General features: G+C 52.8%; 25 protein-coding genes and 3 tRNA genes. 13 read left to right on the top strand and 15 right to left on the bottom strand.

Annotated features, from left to right (window positions below; all coding sequences use genetic code 11):
- Positions 1 to 103: 103 nt before the first annotated feature.
- From opgB to K8W53_RS19940, 6 genes are all read right to left on the bottom strand, one after another.
- Positions 104 to 2,395, bottom strand: coding sequence for a phosphatidylglycerol--membrane-oligosaccharide glycerophosphotransferase (gene opgB, locus K8W53_RS19965; RefSeq protein WP_020898342.1), 2,292 nt, complete (start codon positions 2,393 to 2,395; stop codon positions 104 to 106).
- Positions 2,396 to 2,677: 282 nt separating this feature from the next.
- Positions 2,678 to 3,139 carry a DUF2501 domain-containing protein gene (locus tag K8W53_RS19960; RefSeq protein WP_023216445.1) on the bottom strand — a complete coding sequence of 154 codons (462 nt, stop codon included), beginning with the start codon at positions 3,137 to 3,139 and terminating at the stop codon, positions 2,678 to 2,680.
- A gap of 57 nt (positions 3,140 to 3,196) precedes the next feature.
- A complete protein-coding gene (gene dnaC / locus K8W53_RS19955) occupies positions 3,197 to 3,934 on the bottom strand; it encodes a DNA replication protein DnaC (protein WP_000799924.1) in 738 nt (245 codons plus the stop codon).
- A 2-nt stretch (positions 3,935 to 3,936) separates the two neighbouring features.
- Complete coding sequence (gene dnaT / locus K8W53_RS19950; protein ID WP_000098573.1) at positions 3,937 to 4,476, bottom strand: primosomal protein DnaT; 540 nt, start codon at positions 4,474 to 4,476, stop codon at positions 3,937 to 3,939.
- A gap of 92 nt (positions 4,477 to 4,568) precedes the next feature.
- The gene (locus tag K8W53_RS19945) at positions 4,569 to 5,042 is read right to left on the bottom strand and encodes a threonine/serine exporter (RefSeq protein ID WP_000511329.1); all 474 of its coding nucleotides are present in this window, start codon (positions 5,040 to 5,042) and stop codon (positions 4,569 to 4,571) included.
- The gene (locus K8W53_RS19940) at positions 5,033 to 5,809 is read right to left on the bottom strand and encodes a threonine/serine ThrE exporter family protein (RefSeq protein WP_001747536.1); all 777 of its coding nucleotides are present in this window, start codon (positions 5,807 to 5,809) and stop codon (positions 5,033 to 5,035) included. Before K8W53_RS19940 ends, K8W53_RS19945 begins: the two co-directional genes overlap by 10 nt.
- Before the next feature lie 712 nt (positions 5,810 to 6,521).
- Between K8W53_RS19940 and K8W53_RS19935 the strand changes: the two genes are divergently transcribed.
- Both K8W53_RS19935 and bglJ read left to right on the top strand, forming a co-directional pair.
- A complete protein-coding gene (locus K8W53_RS19935) occupies positions 6,522 to 7,247 on the top strand; it encodes a response regulator transcription factor (protein WP_023207051.1) in 726 nt (241 codons plus the stop codon).
- Positions 7,208 to 7,882 carry a DNA-binding transcriptional activator BglJ gene (gene bglJ, locus K8W53_RS19930; protein ID WP_000431546.1) on the top strand — a complete coding sequence of 225 codons (675 nt, stop codon included), beginning with the start codon at positions 7,208 to 7,210 and terminating at the stop codon, positions 7,880 to 7,882. The genes K8W53_RS19935 and bglJ overlap by 40 nt, the downstream gene beginning before the upstream one ends.
- Positions 7,883 to 7,932: 50 nt before the next feature.
- On the opposite strand, the gene K8W53_RS19925 is transcribed toward bglJ, so the two are convergent.
- From K8W53_RS19925 to K8W53_RS19915, 3 genes are all read right to left on the bottom strand, one after another.
- Positions 7,933 to 8,391, bottom strand: a complete 459-nt coding sequence (locus K8W53_RS19925; RefSeq protein WP_000058276.1) for a YbaK/EbsC family protein — start codon at positions 8,389 to 8,391, stop codon at positions 7,933 to 7,935.
- 150 nt (positions 8,392 to 8,541) lie between these two features.
- Complete coding sequence (gene fhuF / locus K8W53_RS19920) at positions 8,542 to 9,330, bottom strand: siderophore-iron reductase FhuF (RefSeq protein WP_023207052.1); 789 nt, start codon at positions 9,328 to 9,330, stop codon at positions 8,542 to 8,544.
- 120 nt (positions 9,331 to 9,450) lie between these two features.
- On the bottom strand, positions 9,451 to 10,515 hold the full coding sequence (locus K8W53_RS19915; RefSeq protein WP_023224107.1) for a GGDEF domain-containing protein: 1,065 nt from the start codon (positions 10,513 to 10,515) through the stop codon (positions 9,451 to 9,453).
- 250 nt (positions 10,516 to 10,765) lie between these two features.
- Between K8W53_RS19915 and K8W53_RS19910 the strand changes: the two genes are divergently transcribed.
- Positions 10,766 to 11,002: a DUF1435 domain-containing protein gene (locus tag K8W53_RS19910; RefSeq protein WP_000941876.1), complete on the top strand. Its 237-nt coding sequence runs from the start codon at positions 10,766 to 10,768 to the stop codon at positions 11,000 to 11,002.
- 31 nt (positions 11,003 to 11,033) lie between these two features.
- Here K8W53_RS19910 and K8W53_RS19905 read toward each other — a convergent pair.
- From K8W53_RS19905 to rsmC, 4 genes are all read right to left on the bottom strand, one after another.
- A tRNA-Leu gene (locus K8W53_RS19905) sits at positions 11,034 to 11,120 on the bottom strand.
- Between the two features lie 31 nt (positions 11,121 to 11,151).
- Positions 11,152 to 11,238: transfer RNA gene (locus K8W53_RS19900), tRNA-Leu, on the bottom strand.
- Between the two features lie 27 nt (positions 11,239 to 11,265).
- Positions 11,266 to 11,352 (bottom strand) — tRNA-Leu (locus K8W53_RS19895).
- Between the two features lie 190 nt (positions 11,353 to 11,542).
- Positions 11,543 to 12,571 carry a 16S rRNA (guanine(1207)-N(2))-methyltransferase RsmC gene (gene rsmC / locus K8W53_RS19890; protein ID WP_001584371.1) on the bottom strand — a complete coding sequence of 343 codons (1,029 nt, stop codon included), beginning with the start codon at positions 12,569 to 12,571 and terminating at the stop codon, positions 11,543 to 11,545.
- A 102-nt stretch (positions 12,572 to 12,673) separates the two neighbouring features.
- Between rsmC and K8W53_RS19885 the strand changes: the two genes are divergently transcribed.
- The 8 genes from K8W53_RS19885 (at position 12,674) to K8W53_RS19850 (ending at position 19,158) form a co-directional block, all read left to right on the top strand.
- Positions 12,674 to 13,111 (top strand): DNA polymerase III subunit psi, encoded by a 438-nt coding sequence (locus K8W53_RS19885; protein ID WP_000203996.1) that lies wholly within the window; start codon positions 12,674 to 12,676, stop codon positions 13,109 to 13,111.
- Positions 13,056 to 13,502 carry a ribosomal protein S18-alanine N-acetyltransferase gene (gene rimI, locus K8W53_RS19880; RefSeq protein ID WP_001092435.1) on the top strand — a complete coding sequence of 149 codons (447 nt, stop codon included), beginning with the start codon at positions 13,056 to 13,058 and terminating at the stop codon, positions 13,500 to 13,502. Before K8W53_RS19885 ends, rimI begins: the two co-directional genes overlap by 56 nt.
- Positions 13,503 to 13,523: 21 nt before the next feature.
- Complete coding sequence (yjjG, locus tag K8W53_RS19875) at positions 13,524 to 14,201, top strand: pyrimidine 5'-nucleotidase (RefSeq protein WP_000870686.1); 678 nt, start codon at positions 13,524 to 13,526, stop codon at positions 14,199 to 14,201.
- Between the two features lie 91 nt (positions 14,202 to 14,292).
- The gene (prfC, locus tag K8W53_RS19870; protein ID WP_000175965.1) at positions 14,293 to 15,882 is read left to right on the top strand and encodes a peptide chain release factor 3; all 1,590 of its coding nucleotides are present in this window, start codon (positions 14,293 to 14,295) and stop codon (positions 15,880 to 15,882) included.
- A gap of 401 nt (positions 15,883 to 16,283) precedes the next feature.
- On the top strand, positions 16,284 to 16,901 hold the full coding sequence (gene osmY / locus K8W53_RS19865; protein ID WP_000178963.1) for a molecular chaperone OsmY: 618 nt from the start codon (positions 16,284 to 16,286) through the stop codon (positions 16,899 to 16,901).
- A 128-nt stretch (positions 16,902 to 17,029) separates the two neighbouring features.
- A complete protein-coding gene (locus K8W53_RS19860) occupies positions 17,030 to 17,191 on the top strand; it encodes a DUF1328 domain-containing protein (RefSeq protein ID WP_000490276.1) in 162 nt (53 codons plus the stop codon).
- A 123-nt stretch (positions 17,192 to 17,314) separates the two neighbouring features.
- Complete coding sequence (locus K8W53_RS19855) at positions 17,315 to 18,388, top strand: patatin family protein (protein WP_023224467.1); 1,074 nt, start codon at positions 17,315 to 17,317, stop codon at positions 18,386 to 18,388.
- On the top strand, positions 18,385 to 19,158 hold the full coding sequence (locus K8W53_RS19850; RefSeq protein ID WP_023224466.1) for a metal-dependent hydrolase: 774 nt from the start codon (positions 18,385 to 18,387) through the stop codon (positions 19,156 to 19,158). Before K8W53_RS19855 ends, K8W53_RS19850 begins: the two co-directional genes overlap by 4 nt.
- A gap of 32 nt (positions 19,159 to 19,190) precedes the next feature.
- Here K8W53_RS19850 and K8W53_RS19845 read toward each other — a convergent pair whose 3' ends face one another.
- Positions 19,191 to 20,054, bottom strand: a complete 864-nt coding sequence (locus K8W53_RS19845; protein ID WP_023224465.1) for a YjjW family glycine radical enzyme activase — start codon at positions 20,052 to 20,054, stop codon at positions 19,191 to 19,193.
- On the bottom strand, positions 20,026 to 21,576 hold the full coding sequence (locus tag K8W53_RS19840) for a YjjI family glycine radical enzyme (RefSeq protein ID WP_001111686.1): 1,551 nt from the start codon (positions 21,574 to 21,576) through the stop codon (positions 20,026 to 20,028). Before K8W53_RS19840 ends, K8W53_RS19845 begins: the two co-directional genes overlap by 29 nt.
- A 259-nt stretch (positions 21,577 to 21,835) precedes the next feature.
- Here K8W53_RS19840 and deoC point away from each other — a divergent pair, with 259 nt between their 5' ends.
- Both deoC and deoA read left to right on the top strand, forming a co-directional pair.
- Complete coding sequence (gene deoC / locus K8W53_RS19835; RefSeq protein WP_023195059.1) at positions 21,836 to 22,615, top strand: deoxyribose-phosphate aldolase; 780 nt, start codon at positions 21,836 to 21,838, stop codon at positions 22,613 to 22,615.
- A 123-nt stretch (positions 22,616 to 22,738) separates the two neighbouring features.
- A complete protein-coding gene (gene deoA / locus K8W53_RS19830) occupies positions 22,739 to 24,061 on the top strand; it encodes a thymidine phosphorylase (protein WP_000477838.1) in 1,323 nt (440 codons plus the stop codon).
- The last annotated feature ends 3 nt before the right edge of the window (positions 24,062 to 24,064 follow it).

Here is a 24,064-nt window from a genome sequence, read left to right as displayed (position 1 = left end):
TGATGGCGCTTCGCTTATCAGGCCTACGCGCCAGTTTATTGATAAAGATGATGTGTAGGCCGGGTAAGGCGCAGCCGCCACCCGGCATATACGACATTCTCTTTTAACCCTCAACATTCACCACTTTGATCTCCACCATGCCAATCCCCAATTTGCGCGGCGAATGGCCCAAAATATTACCTTCGTTGGTGGCGACGGGAGCGGGCGGCGCAATGACTAAGGTATTCGCGTCCGTCGGGTTGTTGAAATGCAGCGTGATAGTGGACACATCGTGACCCAGCACCAGCGTCTGTTCTTCGTTGCCTACGCGTACCGGAATCGGCCGATTCGCGTTGTCGCCGAAGGCTTTGGCGGTGATCACCAGATCAAACTTTTTCGGCAGCGGCGCTTTATATTCGATTTTAACCTCATCGCCCAACTGCGCATTTGACCAGCGCCCCCAGGACTCCGGCCGGGAAATGCCGCTAAACTGCTTCACCTCCTCCGGCGCGCCCGCCACATTAAAGATAAAGCTATCGGCTTTATAACGAATATCGTTATCGACAATCTTTAAGGTATCGACGTTGCCTTTGTAGCGTTCCATATCGATCATCGTGTCTTTAAACGCCGTCTTACCCTGCCACTGCGCTTTATCGACATGCTGTACGGTTTGCTGCCCGCCAAGCTGCCCCTGCGAGACGCACCAGTCGGTGGAGAGCGCCAGCGCCGGCGCCCATAGCTGCGCCATTTTGTAGCAGCGATCGATCCAAACGAAATTATCGCGCGGGGCGAAGTCGGCCAACTGGAACCGTAGCGGAGCGGAGTATTCACTTTCCGGTAACGGCTCGACGCGCTTATCCGATACGCGCAGTAGTAACGGCAGGCGGAAGTGGCTGCCGGAAAACGCGATCATGTTTTTGTCCCGATCGACGGTAAAATCTTTTATCTCTTTCGGGAAATTCCACAGGCGAATGATATCCGGCTTCATCGCCAGCACTTTCTCTTTTACATTCAGGAACACTTCCGACAGCGACTGCCCGGAAAGGCTGCTACGTCCCAGACCGATAAAATTATCGCCGCCGAGAATATCCAGCACCGTTGCGCCGTTGTCCATCGTGTTGCGTTTGACCGCCAGCGTCTCCTGCTGCGGTTTATCGCCGCGCAGAATAAAAAACAGATTGTTGCGATCTTGCTTATTCAGGTATTTCCAGGCCGTATTATTCATCGCCAGATGGTCGGAAGAGACGACGATAACGGTATCTTTAAACCACGGTGACGCTTTGATTTTGTTGATAAACTCGGCGATGTTTTCCTGGCTGCAACTTACGGCGCTAAAGGACTGGTTGGGCTTGCCGTCGTAATCGTAGCGTTTGCGGTTGCAGGTCCGTGAGATAAACCCGTCCGGGTGGTGAGTATCTACGGTCAGCGTAAACAGCGAAAACCGCTGGCCTGAGCGGGAAAGTGCTTCAAATTTCTTCCATGCCTCATCAAGCACCGTATCGTCGTAGAAGCCCCAGTCGTTACGATAAGACGGGTCCGCCACCACCGTTTTTAGCTCTTCAGCGCCGTACAGATGATCAAATCCGTGTGATTTCAGGAACACGTCTTTCCCGGCAAAACGCAGGTTAGCGCCCTGCACGAAATAGTTCTGGTAGCCGGAGTTTTTCAGAATATCGCCGAGGCAGATATTCTGCGGGAAGAAGCTGGAAACCGACGCTGAGGCATTGCCCTCAAACGGCGCAAACAGCGGAATACCACACTGGGAAGCCACCATCCCGGCGATGGTGTAATCCGTTCCCGGCAGTTGCATGGTATGGCTGAAATCCAGCCCTTCATTTTTCAGCGCGCCCAACTCTGGCGTGAGATTGGGGAACGCGTCATTATCAAAATAGGTCCGTTCCAGGCTCTCGCCGTAGATATAGACCAGATTGAGCTTCGGATTAGGAATGGTTTTTGCTGGTTCTTTATAATAAACGGCAAAATCCGGATCGCCATCGCGCATTTGTGATTTTACCAGTTCGGTAATCTGGCGAAACGCCGGGCTGGCGTCGACCGAACCCAACGCCAGCAGTAACGCCAGCAGGCTGTAACCGACATGATGAGGATGGTGACGGCGGCGGCGTAGTACCCATCCCAGCGCGCCGAATACCGCCACTAACGCCAGGGCAATGCCGATTCCCGGCAGAATATATTTGCCGACTCCCGCTCCCGTCAGACTATTCGTGAGCGTATAAAGCACTGCGTCGTTGATCCCGTCGCCGGTAAAATAGTCGCTGGCATACAGGGTAATATTCAGAATGACAAAAAGTCCCAGCACCGTGAGAGTGGCGGCAAACCACCAGGTGTTACGGCCCGCCTTCCAGGCATATATCAGCACAGAGGCGAGAAACAGAGCGACAGAGAGCAACTCGGACAACTGACGATCCTCAATAAACCAGGCTTATCGCTGGCAGGAAAAAATTTCTAACAATGTAATAGCGATGTCACATTGCTGCAATTCTAATAACTTTACACGGCGCTGTTATTTAGAATGAGTTTAGAAAGTTGGTTTTTTGATCGGCATCACTTCCTGACATAACGGTTAATAACAGGAAAAGACGAAGAGAAAAGTCGGGTTAATGCCGTGTTGGCGGGTAAAGGGCCAAAACACGGCTTTTAACAGGGCGTCCCGGCGTGGCGCACGGTCAGAAAAGCGCAGTCAGGAGAGGAAATTCAGCCCTTGCTGCAACACCAGATCGCAAGCTTTGGTTTTCACCTTTTCTGCCAGCGGCGTACTGCCGATATTATTGAGGTTCAACTGCTGGCCGTCCTTCGTCTTGAGCAACCCTTGCAGGCCGTTCAGGTAGTTAGTGTCCTGCTCCTGCTGTGTGGTATCCAACCCCAACTTGTTCAGAATCTGATTTTTAACGTTTTCCACGTTGGTAGCGGACGCCAGTTTCTGTTTGGCGCAGTACTGCAAAATACCGGCGGCATTATTCATATTATCGGCGCTGAGCGACTGGGCACCTCTGCTGAGCAGACCGGTTAGCGCAGAAAGCGACATCCCGCCCTGCTGTGCGTTCGCGCCCTGAGCGCTTAACTGACTGGCGGCAATACCGCTGGTGGAAATCAGTACGCTGACGATCGCCGCGCAGCACAGAACATGTTTCGCTGTATTCATGGTAATCACCTGTGTTATGCCAGCCAGGCGTTGTATCGCCCTGGCGCACGTTGCAATTTAATACTCTTTACCCGTCACCCGGCTGCGGTAACTGTCCCAGGTAAAATTAACCCATAAACTGTTGCCGAGACGCATACGGTCCATGACGCGTTCGCCAAGCATTTTCGTCATCTCTTCCATATTGCTGTTCGTCAACATGCCGGTGGGACGTTTTGACGAGGAACGACGATCGACAATTTGATTGATGATCACTTTTTCATAGCGGGATTCGGTCTGCACGCCGATCTCGTCGATCACCAACAGATCAACGTTACTCAGATCGTTAAGCAACTGCTCTTCGCTGGTTTCCCGATTGCTGAACGTGTCTTTCATCGCTGACATAATATCCGCTACGGTGATAATCAGTACTGACTTTCCGCGCAGCAGCAGCTCGTTACAAATAGCCGCGGCGAGATGATTTTTACCGGTTCCTGGCTTGCCGGAAAAGACAAAGCTGGCGATATTGCCGTCAAATTCATCAACGTACTGTCGGGCTTTGCTTAACGCGTTCATTTGTCCGTCGCACTCAACCCGATAGTTATCAAACGAACAGTTTTGATGCAGCGGTCGAATGCCGGAACGGTTAAAGGTGCGCTGCATTTTCATCGCCCGATTTTCCCGCGCCAGCGCTGCCGCCCGGATCTCGCCTTGCTCTTTCTGCCACGCCAGCAATTCTTCGCCCGTTTTAAACGCCGGCGTAATATGCGCAGGCATCATTTTTTGTAGACGCTGCATCAGGTCGCCAACATTTTTCATCGTTACCCCCTAAAACCTGGTGGAATATGATTGTCAGGTTCGCTGACGCTATTGATGTCGCGCTGCGGCATTCCGCCATTGCTGGAACGGCTGATTTGCACGCTGCGCGCCAGCTTTTGCTGCCACTGGATATGGTGAAAAACCTTACCTTCCGCCTGCCAGTAGGCGATAAACGCCGCCAGCTCTTCTGCGGTGACCGGCTCCCGAAGCGCCACTCCCCAAAGGGCAGCCTGACGCTGAAAATCCGCATCCGGCTGCCAGGCGGGATACATGGCGAATTTTCCGCAGGGAATCGCAACGGGGGCGGCTTCGGGTTCTTCGTAAAATTGCGCGTCTAACGCCACATCGCTTCCCGGACGTGATAACTTTTCTTCAAGCGCCAGCAGTTCAGCCATGCGTGCAGGCGTCACGGCATAAAAGGCAGGCGCATTATTAGCGAATACCGCCACTGCGCCGCCCGTTGACTTCGCCAGCACAGCATGATGATCGTGTAAAAGGGCGTCAATACCGATGACGTCCGACGTTAAAATTCTGGAAGACATAATGTTTCTCAATATGGAACAACAACCGAGAAGGGCGACTGTTTTTATAGTACCACACAGACCTGTAAGAACAGCAGGAGGCGTTCCACCATTCACACGCGGGGGCGTTTGCGGTACAGCCATAATCCCGGTACAGAGAGGCCAATTGAGAGCGCGCCAACAATGGAAGAGGCTTTCAGAAAATTGGTCAGCAGCGTAATCATCATCGGTTCGCTATAGCCCAGATGGCTAATTTTTACTGCGGAAATCATCGCGGTATAGGCGGAAATCCCCGGAAACATCGGGATCACGGCCGCGACGGTAAACACTTTAGGGTGAGCGAGATACCAGCGTGACCACTGAATACCAATACTGCCGACCAGTAGCGAAGCCATAAACGTCGACCATTCGATATTAAAACCAGCGCTCATCATCAGCATACGCGAGCCATGACCCAGCGCCCCCAGTAGCGCGCACCACGGAAGCGCCCGGTGGGGAACATTAAAGACCATCGCAAACCCGACGGCGGGGATCGCAGACAAGATCATGTCCTGCATTAGCGCCAGTAAAAAGTCGATTATACCCATCCTCGTAGCCCCCATATTGTCATTGACATCACTACGCCCACACAGGTGGCCAGTGTCAACAGGCTGGCGATAGCCCAGCGCGCCAGCCCGGTATTAATATGTCCTTTAAACATATCTGCCACGGAATTAATCAGCGGAAAGCCCGGCACCAGTAGCAGTACGCTCGCCGCCATGGCGATAGTGGGCGTCTGGCTAAAGGCGGGAAGGGTGAGCATCAGCCCGGAAATCGTGGTAGCGACAAAGGCGGTAATGCAAAAATTGATCTGCGGATGTAAATGCCGCTGCGCCAGCATCTGGCGAATATACATGGCTATCATACTGGCGAAAAAGGTGATAACCGCGCCATCCCAGCCGCCATTATTCAGCTTACAAAAGCAGGAGCAGGAAAGACCGACCATAAACGCCACCAGCCAGCGCGGATAGCGCAGCGGGCGGAGCTGGCTAAAGCGTTTTTCCACGCCTTTGTAATCCAGCAGACGATGTTCCGCGAGGATAACGATATGCTGAACCTCCGTGACGACGTGCATATTAATGCCGCGATCCTGGTTTTTACGTGTCGATGTCAGACATTGTCCGTCTTTAATGGTCGTCAGTACAATGGCGTTAGAGGAGATCGCGCTTTCGACGCTATCCATACCGAGCGCCAAACCGAGTCGGGTGGAAAGCTCATCAACCAGTGCGCTTTCCGCCCCGTGCTGCAATAAAAGCAGCCCGCATTGAATACATAACCGTGTTACTGCTCGTTGAATTGATTGCTCTTCTTGCATGACTCGTCCTGTCCGAAAAGACATTCTATGCGCCGCCACTATGACAGAGGCTTTCTTTTTAACACGAAGCGCAGGCATGATGGCGTTGGTTAAGATCAATTTCTTGTTGATAAAAACGTCAACTACCAGACGCAACGCATAAGCTTCCTGAGACGTGCGCTTCGTCACAGACAGGATATCCTTATGGGCGACGGTTCTCGTATGTCCGTTTCCAGAATAGAGGCATTATGCCAGCCTGGCCGCTCATTTTTGAATCAATGATGTGGTGAATTTTATCAACGATATGCATTAATGGTTTAACCACAATGGCGTGAGCAGCGGGCGTAAAAATAGGCATACCTTAGTGTAATTCGCAGATATTACATGGGTTTTATGGATGGTAGACAGTATTGTTGGGCTTTTGTTTTAGGACTCAGCAATATGAATGAAGGACGAACTCATATTTTAAATTTATTAATATGATGAGTTTTCGTTAGAATTGCTAATGTGCAAATTTAGTTAATTTAATTGTCTTGCTTCTGGTTTTATGAGTAACTATGCGATAGTGATTTCATGTTTTTGTGCTATGTGGATTGTAGCGCAATCGATGTTAGATATTTAAAAATAAAACAAGGATAATTAATCCACTCGGCCTATATTTCTTTGCGATCATTGTTAATAGTGTTTTTATTAATGGGGCAATGAAAGGGGGCGGCGTGGGTGCGGAGGAATTATGCTGCCAGGATGCTGCAAAAATGGACTTATTATCAGTAAAACCCCTCTTATACAGGAAGGTCTTAAAGGGGCTATAACAGGTAATTTCCCCGATTATAAACTGGCGTATTGCCGTACGATAGAAGAGCTAACGCTGCTACAGCTACGCCGGAGTAATTTAGTTATTGCTGATTTAGCAGTTAACAATGCCTCTTCCCGCGCTATCTGCGAATATTTTTATAGCTTAATCTCGCAATATCGCGACATACATTGGATATTTCTGGTTCCTAAATCCTGCTATCCACATGCAGTTGATCTCCTGATGGGCCCCGTCAGCACCTTGCTTTCAGACGAAGAGCCAATCGAGAATCTTATTAGCGTTATCCATGCGGGAAACGCTCGCTCAGAAAGAATAAGCAAAACGTTATTATCGCCTCAGGTACCGTCTGAAATTCAGCAGGCCCACGACAGGCCGATTGTCCTTACGCTGTCTGAACGAAAAGTATTACGCCTTTTAGGAAAAGGGTGGGGCATTAACCAAATTGCGGCGTTACTTAAAAAAAGTAATAAAACAATTAGCGCCCAAAAAAATAGCGCCATGCGACGCTTATCAATACACAGTAATGCAGAGATGTATGCATGGATAAACAGTTCTCAGGGAGCCAGAGAATTGAACCTACCTTCGGTATATGGAGAAACCATGGAATGGAAAACAGAATCAGCAAGAGAAATGTTGCGCTCGTAGAAAAATGCGTGATGAGCACCATTGGTATTAAAGGGCTATTTGATGCAATGCCGGATTGCCGACATACGCTTCATATTTTTTCAAAACCATCCGCGTTTTATAAGGCTGCGCTAAAGACGCCGTTTTCTGCCGTTATTTTTTCTCTTTCTGCGTTAAGAACTGAACGCCGGACAGGATTATCCAGCCTGACGGAACTGGCGATAAATTATCCCCATATGCGGCGTCTGGTGATTGCCGATGATGATGCTGAAGCCCGCTTAATCAGCGCGCTATCCCCGCTGCCGCTGGATGGGGTCATCAGCAAAGCGTCGCCGTTGGATGTTTTACAGGATGCCTTATTTACATCGCTTAATAGCGCCCGGCGGACAACGGAGCGTACAGACAATCTTTGGGAACTTCACCAGAATTGTATGCTTAGTCCAACCGAGCGGGAGATTCTGCGTTTCATGTCGAACGGCTACTCAATGCCGCAAATTGCCGTCCAGTTAGAACGTAACATTAAGACTATCCGGGCGCATAAGTTTAATGTGATGTCCAAGCTGGGCGTGAGTTCTGATGCCGGGTTACTCGATGCGGCGGATATTCTGTTATATCTGCGCGCCGGCGATGCTACCGCGCTCCAGCATCGGGTATAGCCCGCGCCGGATGCGCCGTGCTTGTTCGGGGAAGCAGGGTGCCAGGCACGTTATTGGCACACGTCTACCCAGGTCGCCGATGTCAGTTCAGCCATTCTTTCCGGCGTGATGCGTACCGCGCTGTGCGTGGCGCCTGCGGCAGGCAATACTTCGTTATACCCCTTCAGAGAGATGTCGCAATAAACGGGCAGCGGGTGCTCCAGCCCGAAAGGACATACGCCGCCGACAGGATGTCCGGTTGCATTGACCACTTCATCGCTGCTCAACATACGCGCTTTTGCGCCGAAAGTGGTTTTAAGCTTCTTATTATCCAGGCGGGCATCGCCTTTCGCGACCACCAGGATAATGGTGTCTTTTACTTTAAGCGAGAGCGTCTTAGCTATCTGCCCTGGCTCTACGTTGTGCGCTTTGGCTGCCAGCTCGACAGTCGCTGTGCTTTGATTTAATTCGATAATTTCAATATCGGGAGCATGATCGGCCAGAAATTGCCGTACAGATTGCAGACTCATTCTTCTCTCCTGAGACCTTACCAATAGCCACGGTAGACCCAAAAATGGCAAAACGTAATTTGGCATACGGAGAGCGCCGCTGTAAATAAAATAATGTGACAGGCCAGCAGCAGTAAGCCGTGACGATAACTGAAGGCAACGTAACGCAGTTTACTTTAGCGTGCAGTCGCCGCACTGCTGTACGTCAGGTAAGCGGTAACGTTGGCAGCAGGTTCTGCGTACCAGAAGACCGTCGCGCATTACGACGGTCCGCCACAGCGGGTTATCCTGACCGTCGGATAGCTGCTTTTCAAAAAAACAGCGCTGGCGTAGCGTTGCCAGCAGGGCTTCGCCAAGCAGCGGTTTCATCTCAGTCAGATACCAGTTAATTAAATAACCGGTATTGCTCCAGATAAGTTTCGCGTTGATGTCGCCAGTCGCCTCCAGCGCCTGAATGACCGGCTGTAGTGCGGAGACTACCAGCGTTTCCATTCGTTCTTCCGGGGAACGCCCCGTTGCCAGGTTATCCTGATGCACATCAAGCCAGAAACACGCGGCGCGCCCGGTTTCATGAAATTCAACGTGAATATGTTCTGCCGAGACATTGATAGCGCGCGCTTGCGTCAGTAATGCCAGCATCAGCGGCGGCGTCATCAGCCCGATATACCATTGCGCCCACAGGGAGAGTAACGGCTTATTTTCACGTGGCAGGCCTGGCGTGTGCCGATAGATGTGATCGGAATAGGCGGCCAGCAATGAACGAAACGCCGCGGGGCGCGTCCACTGGGCAAGAGTCATCGCCGTTGGCGGCGGCGTTTCATCCAGCCGGATGAAGTCCAACAGGTGCTTACGGGTAGAGGCGATCGTCTCGCGTACTGCGTCCGCCAGCGAGGCGTCTTCCGGCTGGGGAGCAGCTCGCCAGATAATGTCGTCAGCAATCGGTGCGGAACGGTAGGCCATAGCGCAGTTTAATGATGTTAATCTAAATGATAATGATTGCTAATCCTATCGATAGCGATAAACGATGGCAAGCGGTTTATGGTTAACGCTGTTGGCGTAGCATGATTACGCCAACAGGATTCATAGGGCGCGCATGTCGTCGCTGACCAGAATGTGGTTACGTCCAAGATGCTTGGCTTCGTAGAGCGCTTTATCCGCTTTTTCGATAGCGTCTCCGATATTGCGATCCGTCAGGGGCGCAATGCCGATACTGACAGTGACATTGGTGGCGACGCTTTCGTTAAACATATGCGGGATTTTAAGATCGTATACTTCCTGTCGGATACGTTCTGCGGTAGCGCGGGCTTGCTGTGGTTCGGCGGTGGTCAGCAACACCAGAAATTCTTCCCCGCCAAAACGGCAGACGACATCGCGCGATCGCACGGCGTCCCGAATTGCCGCTGAGACGCGGATTAACGCCTGATCGCCCATCATATGACCGTAGTGATCGTTGTACGCTTTGAAATGATCGATATCCAATAGCAGGACGTAGTGTTTATGGCTGCCCGGCGCCTGTAACGTATCCAGCCGATTTTGCAGGCCACGGCGGTTATATAAGCCGGTTAATGGATCAAGCATACTCAGGCCATTGAGGGTTTCCCGCTCGGCCAGCAGCTTAAACATGAGCTGTTGGGCAAAATTATCGTAGCGTTTCTGGATAACATGTTGAATAGCGATTCCCACCATTGGCAGGGCCAGCAAATAGAGAATTCGCAAACCTTGTTCATTACCGTTCAGCCACAGGCAGACCGCGACTGGCGGTAGCGAATAGAGCGTAAACGCGACGATATTCGCGGCAAAGGCTATCGAGCCGATAAACAGAACGCTAAGCAGGGAAATCAGTAAAAAAGAGAAATCATAATGGCCTAACGCCGGATACTTTAGCGCAATATGCGCCGCCCATATTCCCCCAAAGAGTAGGGAGATAAAGGGGAGATTAATTCTTTTTTGTCCATATTTCCCATGCCATATCAACAGTAATACGCTCAGGACCACTATCCCGATCATTGGCGTGCAAAATACATTGATCTGATAAAGGGGGAAAACGAGAGTAAATAGCGCCGACACGGCGTTGAGAAACAAGAAAAGACGTAAAGAAAACTGATACTTCTTAATACGAAGCGACCGCCAGGATGGTGTTGTCATGGGTAATTGTCGTTATTTATCGGTGATATACACGGAATCGGGCGCCAACATGAAAATAACGTATGAGAAAAGGTCGCCTAAAGCGAGGTGTTGTTGTTTTTACGTTAACAGTCGGACAATTTATCACCTTACTGAATACGTGTCATCAACCGTTAAGTAAAACTCATCTCTTTAGCTTTCTCCCTGGCTGACAAATGAGAAAATATATCATATGATATTGGTTATCATTATCAATTCCAGAGGTGAAACCATGTTGCAGCGGACGTTAGGCAGCGGATGGGGCGTATTATTGCCTGGAGTGATTATCGTTGGACTGGCGTTTATCGGCCTGTCAGCTGATGCGCTGAAGCTGTTGATTGTATCAGGATTGCTACTGTCTGCGCTGATGTTGTATCACAAACAATTACGGCATTTTGTACTGCTGCCATCGTGTATAGCGCTTATTGGCGGCATGATGTTGGCAATGATGAACTGGAATCAGGGATGAAAATGAAGAGACAAAGGAAGGATAAGATAATTGGTGCGAGGGGGGGGACTTGAACCCCCACGTCCGTAAGGACACTAACACCTGAAGCTAGCGCGTCTACCAATTCCGCCACCTTCGCACAGTTATCTTACTTTTTGATATCGCCTCGTTGGTGCGAGGGGGGGGACTTGAACCCCCACGTCCGTAAGAACACTAACACCTGAAGCTAGCGCGTCTACCAATTCCGCCACCTTCGCCCAGTGCGAGCAATATCAACGTGGTTTTGGTGCGAGGGGGGGGACTTGAACCCCCACGTCCGTAAGGACACTAACACCTGAAGCTAGCGCGTCTACCAATTCCGCCACCTTCGCATACCATCGATTCTTGAAAAGAATCACTACCACGGAGGCGCATTCTAGTGGTTTTCAGCTATTCGTCAATAGTTAATTGCATGGGATAGATTGATTGCTGCAAAAATGGGCGCGAGACGTAGGTTGGATAAGACGCTTTGCGTCGCCATCCGGCACATGCAACCAGATGGCGCTGCGCTTATCAGGCCAACTATTTCTTCGCCTGACGGGTCATCACGGTACGATAAACCTTAAAGCGCCCGGTTTGCGCGATGACTTCATGGAAGCCAAAAGTCTCATCCAGAATCTTAGGATAGGGCAGAAAGGCGTTCGCCACGATGCGTAACTCCCCGCCGCTGTTGAGATGACGTACCGCGCCGCGAATGAGCGTTTGCGCCGCATCGAGGCTGGTTTGCATTCCGTCGTGGAACGGCGGGTTGGAGATGATCATGTCAAAACGTCCTTTGACTTCCGAAAAGACGTTGCTGGCGAATACCTCGCCTTCAAGACCATTAGCGGCAAGCGTAGCGCGGCTGGCTTCCACCGCCGGCGCGCTGACGTCACACAGCGTCAGGCGCACTTTCGGCGAATGGCTGGCCAGCGCGGCGGAAAGCACGCCAGCGCCGCAGCCGACATCCAGCACTTTACCTTTGGTGTGCGGCGTCAGCGTAGACAGCAGCAGTTGGCTACCAACATCCAGTCCGTCGCGGCTGAATACGCCCGGCAACGTTTTGATGGTCAGCCCGTCGATATTGTACTCGGCCCACCAGGATTCAAGACTAAACTGCGGCTGCTTTTCCAGACGACCATGGTAAAGGCCGCAACGTCGCGCGCTATCTACTTTGTTCAGCGGCGCATAGTCCGCCAGCATTGGTTCGGCGCTACGCACGCCGCTGCGGTTTTCCCCCACGACGAAAACATCGACGCCCACCGGCATCAGCGACAAAATATTCATCAACTGGAACTGCGCTTCGGGTTTATTTTTCGGCCAGTAGTAGATCAGCGTATCGCAGTCAGCGACATCGCTGGCTTGCGCGACCAGGCTAAAACGGACGTTATCGCCCATCTGGCGGCTTAACGCCTGCCAGTGGTGAAACTGTTGCGTATACGCGCGGCTGGCGGCGCATTCAAAGCGCGCGGGCAGGTCATCCTGCAAATCTCCGGCAAAAAGAATACGGCTTTGTTCGAAATCATCACTGTGGCGCAGCAAGACTTCACTTGCCGGGGTAAAAGCAGACATGGAATGCTCCTTAATTCAGACTGGCGGCGATTATAGTAGTTTGATGGCGGAGATTCGACAGATTTGCTATATTTGCGCCCCTGATTACAGGAGCGTTTCGCTATGACATCCCGACGAGACTGGCAGTTACAGCAACTGGGTATTACGCAGTGGGCGCTGCGACGTCCTGGCGCGCTACAGGGCGAGATTGCGATTTCCCTTCCCGCGCACGTTCGTCTGATCGTGGTTGCAGAGGAATTACCCGCGCTGAACGAGCCGCTAATGCGCGATATTTTACGCGCGTTGACCGTGAGTCCCGATCAGGTTTTACCCCTGGCGCCTGAGCGCGTCGCCATGCTGCCGCAGGGCAGCCGTTGTAATAGCTGGCGGTTAGGAACTGACGCGCCGCTCCAACTCGAAGGCGCTCAGGTCACGACGCCGGCGTTTAATGAACTCCGGGCAAACCCGGCGGCACGCGCCGCACTATGGCAACAAATCTGCGAACATGAACACGATTTCTATCCTCAGCACGACCGATCTCCCCGCAGCCTGGCAGATTGAGCAACGCGCTCATGCGTTTCCGTGGAGCGAAAAAACGTTTTTCGGCAACCAGGGCGAACGGTATCTCAACCTTAAGCTGACCGCTGATGACAGAATGGCCGCGTTTGCCATTACACAGGTGGTGCTGGACGAAGCGACGCTGTTCAATATTGCCGTCGATCCGGATTTTCAGCGTCGGGGGCTGGGGCGTATGCTGCTTGAGCATCTGATTGATGAACTGGAAAAACGTGGGGTTGTAACGCTATGGCTGGAGGTACGCGCCTCTAACGCTGCCGCCATCGCGCTGTATGAAAGTCTGGGGTTTAACGAGGCGACGATTCGCCGCAATTACTATCCCACGGCACAAGGGCATGAGGACGCCATCATCATGGCGTTACCGATAAGCATGTAATAAAAGAGGCAAGGTGTAATGATGAAGTGGGACTGGATTTTCTTTGATGCCGATGAAACGCTGTTTACGTTTGATTCTTTCACCGGCTTACAGCGGATGTTCCTTGACTATAGCGTCACCTTTACCGCTGAGGATTTCCAGGATTACCAGGCCGTGAATAAGCCGCTATGGGTGGATTATCAGAACGGCGCGATTACCTCATTACAATTGCAGCACGCGCGCTTTCAAAGTTGGGCTGAACGGCTAAACGTTGCGCCGGGGCTGCTGAATGACGCTTTTATTAGTGCGATGGCGGAGATCTGTTCTCCTTTGCCGGGCGCCGTTTCGCTACTTAATGCGATTCGCGGGCAGGCTAAAATCGGTATTATTACTAACGGTTTTACCGCGCTACAACAAACTCGTCTGGAGCGCACCGGGCTGCGCGAGTATTTCGATCTGCTGGTGATTTCCGAGCAGGTTGGCGTCGCGAAGCCCGATCCGAAAATCTTTAACTACGCCCTGGAGCAGGCGGGGAATCCTGACCGCTCGCGCGTATTAATGGTTGGCGATACCGCGGAGTCCGATATTCTTGGCGGCATTAACGCCGGACTGTCGACCTGCTGGCTTAACGCGCATCATCGCGAGCAGCCCGCGGGTATTCATCCAACCTGGACTGTGGCGTCATTAAGCGAACTGGAGCAGCTCCTGTGTAAACACTGATTGCCTCCCCCAGGTTGATGGGTAAAATAGCCGCATTTTTCGTATTCAACATGCGTGGTCAAACGCCACGCTTACTCAAGAAGATTTGACTATGACGTTGTCTCCTTATTTGCAAGAGGTGGCCAAACGCCGCACTTTTGCCATTATTTCTCACCCGGACGCCGGTAAAACCACCATTACCGAAAAAGTGTTGCTGTTCGGACAGGCGATTCAGACCGCCGGTACGGTAAAAGGCCGTGGCTCCAGCCAACATGCAAAATCTGACTGGATGGAGATGGAAAAACAGCGTGGTATCTCTATCACTACCTCGGTGATGCAGTTCCCGTATCACGACTGTCTGGTGAACCTGCTGGACACCCCGGGGCACGAAGACTTCTCCGAAGATACCTACCGTACCCTGACGGCGGTGGACTGCTGCCTGATGGTGATCGACGCTGCGAAAGGCGTTGAAGACAGGACTCGTAAGCTGATGGAAGTTACCCGTCTGCGCGATACGCCGATCCTGACCTTTATGAACAAACTCGACCGTGACATCCGCGACCCGATGGAACTGCTGGATGAAGTGGAAAATGAGCTGAAAATCGGCTGCGCGCCGATCACCTGGCCGATTGGCTGCGGCAAGCTGTTTAAGGGCGTTTATCACCTTTATAAAGATGAAACTTATCTGTATCAGACCGGTAAGGGCCACACCATTCAGGAAGTGCGCATCGTTAAAGGGCTGAATAACCCGGATCTGGACGCCGCCGTCGGTGAAGACCTGGCGCAACAGCTGCGCGACGAGCTGGAACTGGTGCAGGGCGCGTCTAACGAGTTTGATGAAGAGCTGTTCCTGGCAGGGGAAATTACCCCGGTATTTTTCGGTACCGCGCTGGGTAACTTTGGCGTTGACCATATGCTGGATGGTTTAGTGGCGTGGGCGCCCGCGCCGATGCCGCGTCAAACCGATACCCGCACAGTGGAAGCCTCAGAAGAGAAGTTCACCGGTTTTGTCTTTAAAATTCAGGCCAATATGGACCCGAAACACCGCGACCGCGTGGCGTTTATGCGCGTGGTTTCCGGTAAGTATGAGAAGGGCATGAAGCTACGCCAGGTCCGTACCGGCAAAGATGTGGTGATTTCCGACGCGTTAACTTTTATGGCGGGCGACCGTTCGCACGTTGAAGAAGCGTACCCGGGCGATATTTTGGGTCTGCATAACCACGGCACCATTCAGATCGGCGATACCTTCACCCAGGGCGAGATGATGAAGTTTACCGGTATCCCGAACTTTGCGCCGGAACTGTTCCGTCGTATTCGCCTGAAAGATCCGCTCAAGCAGAAGCAGCTACTGAAAGGGCTGGTGCAGCTTTCTGAAGAGGGGGCGGTGCAGGTATTCCGTCCCATCTCCAACAACGATCTGATTGTCGGCGCCGTGGGCGTTCTGCAGTTTGACGTTGTTGTCGCGCGCCTGAAAAGCGAATACAACGTTGAGGCGATTTATGAATCCGTCAACGTGGCGACGGCGCGCTGGGTGGAAAGCGCCGATGCGAAGAAATTCGAAGAGTTTAAGCGTAAGAATGAAACGCAGCTGGCGCTGGATGGCGGCGACAACCTCACCTATATCGCCCCCACGATGGTTAACCTGAACCTGACCCAGGAACGTTACCCTGACGTTCAGTTCCGTAAAACGCGCGAACACTGATCCCTTTCCGGGCGCGGCATCCGCCGCGCCTTCGTACTTTCCCTGCCTTTTTAACCGCTTACGGAATGTTCTTAAATCCCGCGTTTTTTCTCCGATCTGCCTGTTTTTTATACGCACCGACAAGCGATTTTAAAATTGTGATCTATATTTAACAAAGTGATGACATAAATGTCGGCTTTAATGCCTGTTCAATGCGTGAATATGAGAGCTTAAAGCTGAGATTTGTTTCAGTCACGATATTAATAACTGAAACGGAAGGGTGGCAGGCGACGCGTCGTTACAAATTCACGAATGTGATGCCAGTCATTGACTTCAGAAACCGGTGAGTTTCACCGCATTCAGCAATGCAACCTCGTGTTGCCTGAGCTCAAATTACGAGCAAACTATACAGGACAAAATCGATGACTATGACAAGACTGAAGATTTCTAAAACTCTGCTGGCCGTAATGTTGACCTCTGCTGTTGCGACAGGTTCTGCCTTTGCAGAAAACGCAACAACGGACAAGGCGCAAAGCGGAACCGAAACCGCAGGGCAAAAAGTCGATAGCTCTATGAATAAAGTCGGTAACTTCATGGATGACAGCGCTATCACTGCGAAAGTCAAAGCTGCGCTGGTAGACCATGACAATATTAAAAGCACCGATATTTCTGTCGAAACCAATCAGAAAGTCGTCACCCTGAGCGGCTTTGTAGAAAGCCAGGCGCAGGCTGAAGCCGCCGTGAAAGTGGCGAAAGGCGTAGAAGGCGTGACCTCCGTTAGCGACAAACTTCACGTTCGCGACAATAAAGAAGGTTCCGTGAAAGGTTATGCCGGCGATACGGCCACGACCAGTGAAGTCAAAGCCAAGTTGCTGGCGGACGATCTCGTCCCTTCCCGTAAAGTAAAAGTGGAAACGACCGATGGCGTCGTACAGCTCTCCGGTACTGTTGAAACTCAGGAACAAAGCGACCGCGCTGAAAGTATCGCGAAAGCCGTTGATGGCGTAAAAAGTGTTAAAAACGATCTGAAAGTTCAGTAATTCGTCGTAATTCGTCCTCCCGACGTTTGTCGGGAGGCGTAATGTGCACCACACTAAAAATATCGCGAATGAGTAGCCTGAGCGCTCATATTTAGCGGTCGACATTAACTATGGTAAAGGAGAGGCTTATGTTTCGTTGGGGCATTATATTTCTGGTTATCGCGTTAATTGCCGCCGCATTGGGTTTTGGTGGACTGGCTGGTACGGCTGCCGGCGCGGCGAAAATCGTCTTCGTCGTCGGGATCGTGCTCTTCCTGGTCAGCCTGTTCATGGGCCGTAAACGACCCTAGCAGGCAGCTGTAAAGATATATTGCTATCAAGCCAGTCCAGCGGACTGGCTTTTACGGTTTTAGCCGTTAACGTTTTGCGTTACCTTGTCAGCCTGGAAAAAAATGAAAAACAGGAAGGCAGAAGTGGGCCAGCGAATACCGGTTACGCTCGGCAATATTGCGCCGTTATCATTAACACCGTTCCGGCCAGGCCGTATGGCGCTGGTCTGTGAGGGCGGGGGGCAGCGGGGTATCTTTACCGCAGGCGTGCTGGATGAGTTTATGCGTGCGCAGTTTAATCCTTTCCATCTCTACTTCGGCACATCAGCCGGTGCGCAAAATCTCTCGGCGTATCTCTGCAACCAGCCCGGCTACGGGCGTAAAGTCATTATGCGCTATACCACCAGGCGCGAATTTTTTGATCCGCTGCGATTTGTACGCGGAGGAAACCTTATCGACCTCGACTGGCTGGTGGAGTCCACCGCCGCCCGGATGCCGCTGCAGATGGATACCGCAGCGCGCCTGTTCGACAGCGGAAAATCCTTTTATATGTGCGCCTGCCGGGGGGATGATTACACGCCGGGCTATTTCTCGCCGACAAAACAAAACTGGCTTGATATCATTCGCGCCTCCAGCGCCATACCGGGTTTCTACCGTACCGGCGTTACGTTAGAGGGCATCAACTATCTGGACGGTGGCATTAGCGACGCCATTCCGGTTCAGGAGGCGGCAAAGCGGGGGGCGAAAACCATTGTGGTGATCCGCACCGTACCCTCGCAAATGTATTACACGCCGCAGTGGTTTAAGCGTATGGAGCGCTGGCTGGGAGAGAGCAGTCTACAGCCGTTGGTCAACCTGGTGCAGCATCATGAAACGTCCTACAGCGCGATCCAACAATTTATTGAAAAGCCGCCGGGTAAGCTGCGGATCATTGAAGTTTATCCGCCGAAACCGCTGCACAGCATGGCGCTGGGCAGCCGTATCCCGGCGCTGCGTGAGGATTACAAAACCGGGCGATTATGCGGGCGTTATTTCCTTGCCACCGTTGGTAAATTGCTCGCCGCAACGCCGCCTCTCTTGCGCCATACGTCGCGGATTGCCGTGCCGGAAACGGTGGTCGTGCCTCCGGCGCCGGTGGCCAATGATACGCATGTGGCGGAGGTCATTAGCGCGCCGCAGGCAAACGACACCACATTTACCGACGAGGATCTGGCGTGAGCTGGCGCTTTATCGATACGCATTGCCATTTTGATTTCCCGCCCTTTACGGGCGATGAGCGCGCCAGTATTCAGCGTGCCTGTGAGGCGGGCGTTGAAAAAATCATCGTGCCGGCGACCGAGGCGGCTCACTTTTCCCGCGTGCTGGCGCTGGCGGCGCGTTTCCCGTCGCTTTATGCTGCGCTGGGATTGCACCCCATCGTGATTGAGCGTCATGCCGATGACGATCCTGATAAGCTGCAACAGGCGCTGGCGCAACAACAGAACGTCGTGGCGGTAGGCGAGATCGGTCTCGATCTTTATCGCGACGATCCGCAGTTTGCCAGGCAAGAGCGATTGTTAGACGCGCAACTGCAACTGGCAAAACGCTACGATCTGCCGGTGATCCTGCACTCGCGGCGCACGCATGACAAACTGGCGATGCACTTAAAGCGCCAGGATCTACCGCGAACCGGTGTGGTGCATGGTTTTGCCGGCAGTCTGCAACAGGCCGAACGCTTTGTGCGACTGGGCTATAAAATCGGCGTCGGCGGCACCATCACCTACCCGCGCGCCAGTAAAACCCGTGATGTTATGGCGCGGTTGCCGCTGGACGCGCTGTTGCTGGAGACCGATGCGCCGGATATGCCGCTAAAGGGGTTTCAGGGGCAGCCGAACCGCCCGGAGCAGGCGGCGCGCGTATTTGATGCGCTCTGCGAATTACGTCCGGAGCCCGCAGAGGTGATAGCCGATACGCTGTATCGCAATACCATTACCTTGTTTCGGCTCTGATGGCATCGCAGCCGCCGTCCGGCAGGCGACGCTTATAAATATAGCGTCGGCAAAATCAGCTTCGCCACCCCACGCGCGCGCAATCCGTCTGCCAGCCGTTCCACCTCTTGCGGCGTCGCGCCTGGCCAGGCTTTCGCTTCGCCATAGACGCCATGCGCATGAAAGGCATTCAGACGCACCGGAACCTCGCCCAGCGAAGTAATAAACGCCGCCAGTGAATCGATATGCGCCGCATAGTCCACCTGACCCGGGATAACCAGCAACCGCAGCTCCGCCAGTTTTCCCCGCGCAGCAAGAAAGCGGATACTGTGCTTAATATGCGTGTTACCACGTCCGGTCAGACGGTGATGACACTCGCTCTTCCAGGCTTTCAGATCGAGCATTACGCCGTCGCAAACCGGCAGTAGTTTCTGCCAGCCGGTCTCGCTTAACTGACCATTACTGTCCACCAGGCAGGTCAGTCGTTGTAACTGCGGATCGGCTTTGATCGCTGTAAATAGCGCCACAATAAACGGTAATTGCGTGGTCGCCTCTCCGCCGCTGACGGTAATACCTTCAATAAACAGCGATGCTTTACGAATATGACGCAGCACATCGTCAACGCTCATGGTCTGCGCCATTGGCGTTGCCTGCTGTGGGCACATTTTCAGGCAGGTATCGCACTGCTCGCAGACGTCCGACCGCCATACCACTTTCCCGCCATCAACGCTGAGGGCGTGGTGCGGACACTGCGATACGCATTCCCCGCAGTCGTTACAGCGTCCCATCGTCCACGGGTTATGGCAATTCTTGCAGCGCAAATTGCAGCCCTGTAAGAATAATGCCAGGCGGCTGCCTGGCCCATCGACGCAGGAAAACGCAATGATCTTACTGACTAAAGCGCATCTGTTGTTCATGGCTGACTACGCGTGGCTGTCGTTCCAGGATGCGGGTATTACGTGCGGCTTCTTCTCCCAGCCAGGTGGTATTCGTGCGCGAGCCTTCGGCGCGAAATTTCGCCAGATCCGACAGGCGCACCATATAGCCGGTGACGCGCACCAGATCGTTGCCGCTGACATTGGCGGTAAATTCACGCATCCCGGCTTTGAACGCGCCAAGACAAAGCTGAACCAGCGCCTGCGGATTACGCTTGATGGTTTCGTCCAGCGTCAGAATGTCGCTGATCCCGGCATGGTAAAAGGCATGGTGCGGCGCGACGGTTTGCAAATGGGTGATAGGGTCCGGTTCATCGCCATACGGCAGACGTGCGCCCGGCGTAGTGCCGATATCGGAACTGATGCCAGACTGGGCATGGAGCAGCGCCCGTTGCTTCCAGCCATACTTCACTGGCGTATTTTCGACGAAATCCGCCAGTTGGGCGCTAATACGGTAGCCCAGCTCGTTCGCCGTTTCATTTTTGCCATAACGGGCGTTCAGGCCCGCGTTTTCGCACAGCAGATTCACGGCTTCCGCCAGCCCGTACATACCGAACATCGGCGCAAAACGTTCGGGATCGATCAAACCTTCCTGTACAAGAAAGCTATTCTCAAAGAAATGTGACTTTTCATAGAGGAATTCACATCGTGAATTAATGATGGCGATCTGCTGTCGGCAGTAGTGCGGTAGCGTGCGTGAAAAGAAGTCATCGACAGACGTACTGCGTTCTGCCACGGCTTTCAGGTTGAGACGTACCAGCGTACTGCCGCCGCCGCCAAGCGGTAGCGAGTTATAACAACTGACGATGCCATAATGGCCTTTTGTGAAAATTTTATCATTTACAGGGCCATTGGAAATGTGTGGCTTACTGCATTCGCAAATGTTTTTGGCGACCTCCAGCAGCAGATCGTCCGGCGTAATTTCCGCATCGTAGATAAACGTCAGGTTAGGCGCCACCTGCTTTAGCTCGGCATCAGCGCGCAAAATTGCTCGTGTGACAGGCGTATCGGCAGGGCCAATATTGGCATGCATAAAGGCGTCTGGCAGCGTTCTGTCGAGATAACGCCAGAAACGTTTTATTCGAATATCGATCGCATCTTGTGTTAGAATTCTAACATACGGTTGCAGCAACGCATCAAGCTGGCCGAGATAAACCGGCATGGACGTCACGGAAGGAACGTGATGATACAGAATGGTGAGTAGGGATAACGCATCATCCAGATCTTTCGCGCCTTCCAGTTCCAGCCACTGTGAACCGTTAGCCAGAAATCGGGCGTAATCGGGCAACACGTAGCGCGGTTTGAAGGGGGCGTGCCCCTCAAACATATCGCAAATGACGCCTTCATCCAGCGCCTGGCGGGCATCTTCCGGCAGGGTGGGATAAGGCAGGGCGTTTTCAGCTTCCAGCGCCAGAAAATGGCGTTTTTGTTCAGGCGTGAGCACCGGGCTGGTCACAATTTGCTGGCAACGCTGCTGGAGCGCAGTTTCGCATGAGGCAGGCATCTTCGTTTCCTCTTTATGCCGGGACGATGCGCTATTGTAGAAAATGGCGGCAAACCGACTTTGATCCTGATGCGCTTATCGCTCGAAGAACAGGCGGTGACGGCGGGATAATTTGATTCAGATCTCATTACAGTAATGCAAATTTGTACGTAGTTTTCATTAACTGTGATGTATATCGAAGTGTAATCGCGAGTGAATGTTAGAATATTAACAGACTCGCAAGGTGAAATTTTATACGGCAATGCCGTTGGAGAATGTCATGACTGATTTAAAAGCAAGCAGCCTGCGTGCGCTCAAACTGATGGATCTGACCACTCTGAACGATGACGACACCAATGAAAAAGTGATCGCGTTGTGTCATCAGGCAAAAACCCCGGTCGGGAATACGGCGGCGATTTGTATTTACCCGCGTTTTATCCCGATTGCGCGTAAAACTCTGAAAGAACAAGGTACCCCGGACATCCGCATTGCAACGGTGACTAACTTCCCGCATGGCAATGATGACATCGATATTGCGCTGGCGGAAACCCGTGCGGCGATCGCCTACGGCGCTGACGAAGTGGACGTGGTATTCCCGTACCGCGCGTTGATCGCCGGTAACGAGCAGGTGGGTTTTGACCTGGTAAAAGCCTGTAAAGACGCTTGTGCCGCAGCGAACGTATTGCTGAAAGTGATTATCGAAACCGGCGAGCTGAAAGAAGAGGCGCTGATTCGTAAAGCCTCTGAAATCTCCATCAAAGCCGGTGCGGATTTCATCAAAACCTCTACCGGTAAAGTGCCGGTAAACGCTACGCCGGAAAGCGCGCGCATCATGATGGAAGTGATCCGCGACATGGGCGTTTCTAAAACCGTTGGCTTCAAACCGGCGGGCGGCGTACGTACGGCGGAAGACGCGCAGAAATTCCTCGCGATTGCAGACGAACTGTTTGGCGCTGACTGGGCAGATTCTCGTCACTACCGCTTTGGCGCATCCAGCCTGCTGGCAAGCCTGCTGAAAGTGCTGGGTCACGGCGACGGTAAGAGCGCCAGCAGCTACTAAGCTCTGATTTGCCGGATGGCGCTGTGCTTATCCGGCCTACAAATCCAGGCCTGTAGGCCGGATAAGGCGTTAGCCGCCATCCGGCGATGTAAGCCTTCTACTCTTTTCCCTCAGGAGGGTACCGTGTTTCTCGCACAAGAAATTATTCGTAAAAAGCGTGATGGTCATGCGTTGAGTGACGAAGAAATTCGTTTCTTTATCAATGGTATTCGTGACAATACTATCTCTGAAGGGCAGATTGCCGCCCTGGCGATGACCATCTTCTTCCACGATATGACCATGCCGGAGCGTGTTTCGCTGACCATGGCGATGCGGGATTCCGGTACTGTCCTTGACTGGAAAAGCCTGAATCTCAATGGCCCGATTGTCGATAAGCATTCGACCGGCGGCGTAGGGGACGTGACGTCTCTGATGCTGGGGCCAATGGTAGCGGCCTGCGGCGGTTATGTGCCGATGATCTCCGGTCGCGGCCTCGGACATACCGGCGGTACGCTCGATAAACTGGAAGCGATCCCGGGCTTTGATATCTTCCCGGACGACAACCGTTTCCGCGAAATTATTCAAGACGTGGGTGTGGCGATTATTGGGCAAACCAGCTCGCTTGCACCGGCGGACAAACGTTTTTACGCCACCCGCGACATTACCGCGACGGTGGACTCTATTCCGCTGATCACCGGTTCCATCCTCGCCAAGAAACTGGCCGAAGGGCTGGATGCGCTGGTAATGGACGTCAAAGTCGGTAGCGGCGCGTTTATGCCGACCTATGAACTTTCTGAAGCCCTTGCTGAAGCGATTGTCGGCGTGGCAAACGGCGCGGGAGTTCGCACTACGGCGTTGTTAACCGATATGAACCAGGTGCTGGCTTCAAGCGCCGGTAACGCGGTGGAAGTGCGTGAAGCCGTGCAGTTCCTGACCGGTGAATACCGCAATCCGCGCTTGTTTGATGTCACTATGGCGCTATGCGTGGAGATGCTGATCTCCGGTCAGCTGGCGAAAGACGACGCCGAAGCGCGTGCCAAACTGCAGGCGGTGCTGGATAACGGTAAAGCGGCAGAAGTCTTTGGTCGTATGGTGGCCGCGCAGAAAGGGCCGAGCGATTTCGTTGAGAACTACGATAAATACCTGCCGACCGCCATGTTGAGCAAAGCGGTATATGCTGATACCGAAGGGTTTATCAGCGCAATGGATACGCGTGCGCTGGGGATGGCGGTCGTCTCGATGGGCGGCGGCCGTCGTCAGGCGTCAGATACCATTGATTACAGCGTTGGCTTTACCGACATGGCCCGTCTGGGCGACAGCATCGACGGGCAGCGCCCGCTGGCGGTGATTCATGCCAAAGACGAAGCCAGTTGGCAGGAAGCGGCGAAGGCCGTCAAAGCGGCAATTATCCTTGACGATAAAGCGCCAGCAAGCACACCTTCGGTCTATCGTCGAATTACTGAATAGTTG

This window comes from Salmonella sp. A29-2 (assembly GCF_020150755.1).
Taxonomy (GTDB): Bacteria; Pseudomonadota; Gammaproteobacteria; order Enterobacterales; family Enterobacteriaceae; genus Salmonella; species Salmonella enterica.
Note: the sequence above shows the minus strand (reverse complement) of the source record. Positions and strands in the feature narration are given on the sequence as shown.

Excerpts from the sequence above, each read along its gene's own strand:
- K8W53_RS19960 (WP_023216445.1), bottom strand. The coding sequence starts at position 3,139 with ATGAATACAGCGAAACATGTTCTGTGCTGCGCGGCGATCGTCAGCGTA.
- dnaC (WP_000799924.1), bottom strand. The coding sequence starts at position 3,934 with ATGAAAAATGTTGGCGACCTGATGCAGCGTCTACAAAAAATGATGCCT.
- dnaT (WP_000098573.1), bottom strand. The coding sequence starts at position 4,476 with ATGTCTTCCAGAATTTTAACGTCGGACGTCATCGGTATTGACGCCCTT.
- K8W53_RS19945 (WP_000511329.1), bottom strand. The coding sequence starts at position 5,042 with ATGGGTATAATCGACTTTTTACTGGCGCTAATGCAGGACATGATCTTG.
- K8W53_RS19940 (WP_001747536.1), bottom strand. The coding sequence starts at position 5,809 with ATGCAAGAAGAGCAATCAATTCAACGAGCAGTAACACGGTTATGTATT.
- K8W53_RS19935 (WP_023207051.1), top strand. The coding sequence starts at position 6,522 with ATGCTGCCAGGATGCTGCAAAAATGGACTTATTATCAGTAAAACCCCT.
- bglJ (WP_000431546.1), top strand. The coding sequence starts at position 7,208 with ATGGAAAACAGAATCAGCAAGAGAAATGTTGCGCTCGTAGAAAAATGC.
- K8W53_RS19925 (WP_000058276.1), bottom strand. The coding sequence starts at position 8,391 with ATGAGTCTGCAATCTGTACGGCAATTTCTGGCCGATCATGCTCCCGAT.
- fhuF (WP_023207052.1), bottom strand. The coding sequence starts at position 9,330 with ATGGCCTACCGTTCCGCACCGATTGCTGACGACATTATCTGGCGAGCT.
- K8W53_RS19915 (WP_023224107.1), bottom strand. The coding sequence starts at position 10,515 with ATGACAACACCATCCTGGCGGTCGCTTCGTATTAAGAAGTATCAGTTT.
- K8W53_RS19910 (WP_000941876.1), top strand. The coding sequence starts at position 10,766 with ATGTTGCAGCGGACGTTAGGCAGCGGATGGGGCGTATTATTGCCTGGA.
- rsmC (WP_001584371.1), bottom strand. The coding sequence starts at position 12,571 with ATGTCTGCTTTTACCCCGGCAAGTGAAGTCTTGCTGCGCCACAGTGAT.
- K8W53_RS19885 (WP_000203996.1), top strand. The coding sequence starts at position 12,674 with ATGACATCCCGACGAGACTGGCAGTTACAGCAACTGGGTATTACGCAG.
- rimI (WP_001092435.1), top strand. The coding sequence starts at position 13,056 with ATGAACACGATTTCTATCCTCAGCACGACCGATCTCCCCGCAGCCTGG.
- yjjG (WP_000870686.1), top strand. The coding sequence starts at position 13,524 with ATGAAGTGGGACTGGATTTTCTTTGATGCCGATGAAACGCTGTTTACG.
- prfC (WP_000175965.1), top strand. The coding sequence starts at position 14,293 with ATGACGTTGTCTCCTTATTTGCAAGAGGTGGCCAAACGCCGCACTTTT.
- osmY (WP_000178963.1), top strand. The coding sequence starts at position 16,284 with ATGACTATGACAAGACTGAAGATTTCTAAAACTCTGCTGGCCGTAATG.
- K8W53_RS19860 (WP_000490276.1), top strand. The coding sequence starts at position 17,030 with ATGTTTCGTTGGGGCATTATATTTCTGGTTATCGCGTTAATTGCCGCC.
- K8W53_RS19845 (WP_023224465.1), bottom strand. The coding sequence starts at position 20,054 with ATGAACAACAGATGCGCTTTAGTCAGTAAGATCATTGCGTTTTCCTGC.
- K8W53_RS19840 (WP_001111686.1), bottom strand. The coding sequence starts at position 21,576 with ATGCCTGCCTCATGCGAAACTGCGCTCCAGCAGCGTTGCCAGCAAATT.
- deoC (WP_023195059.1), top strand. The coding sequence starts at position 21,836 with ATGACTGATTTAAAAGCAAGCAGCCTGCGTGCGCTCAAACTGATGGAT.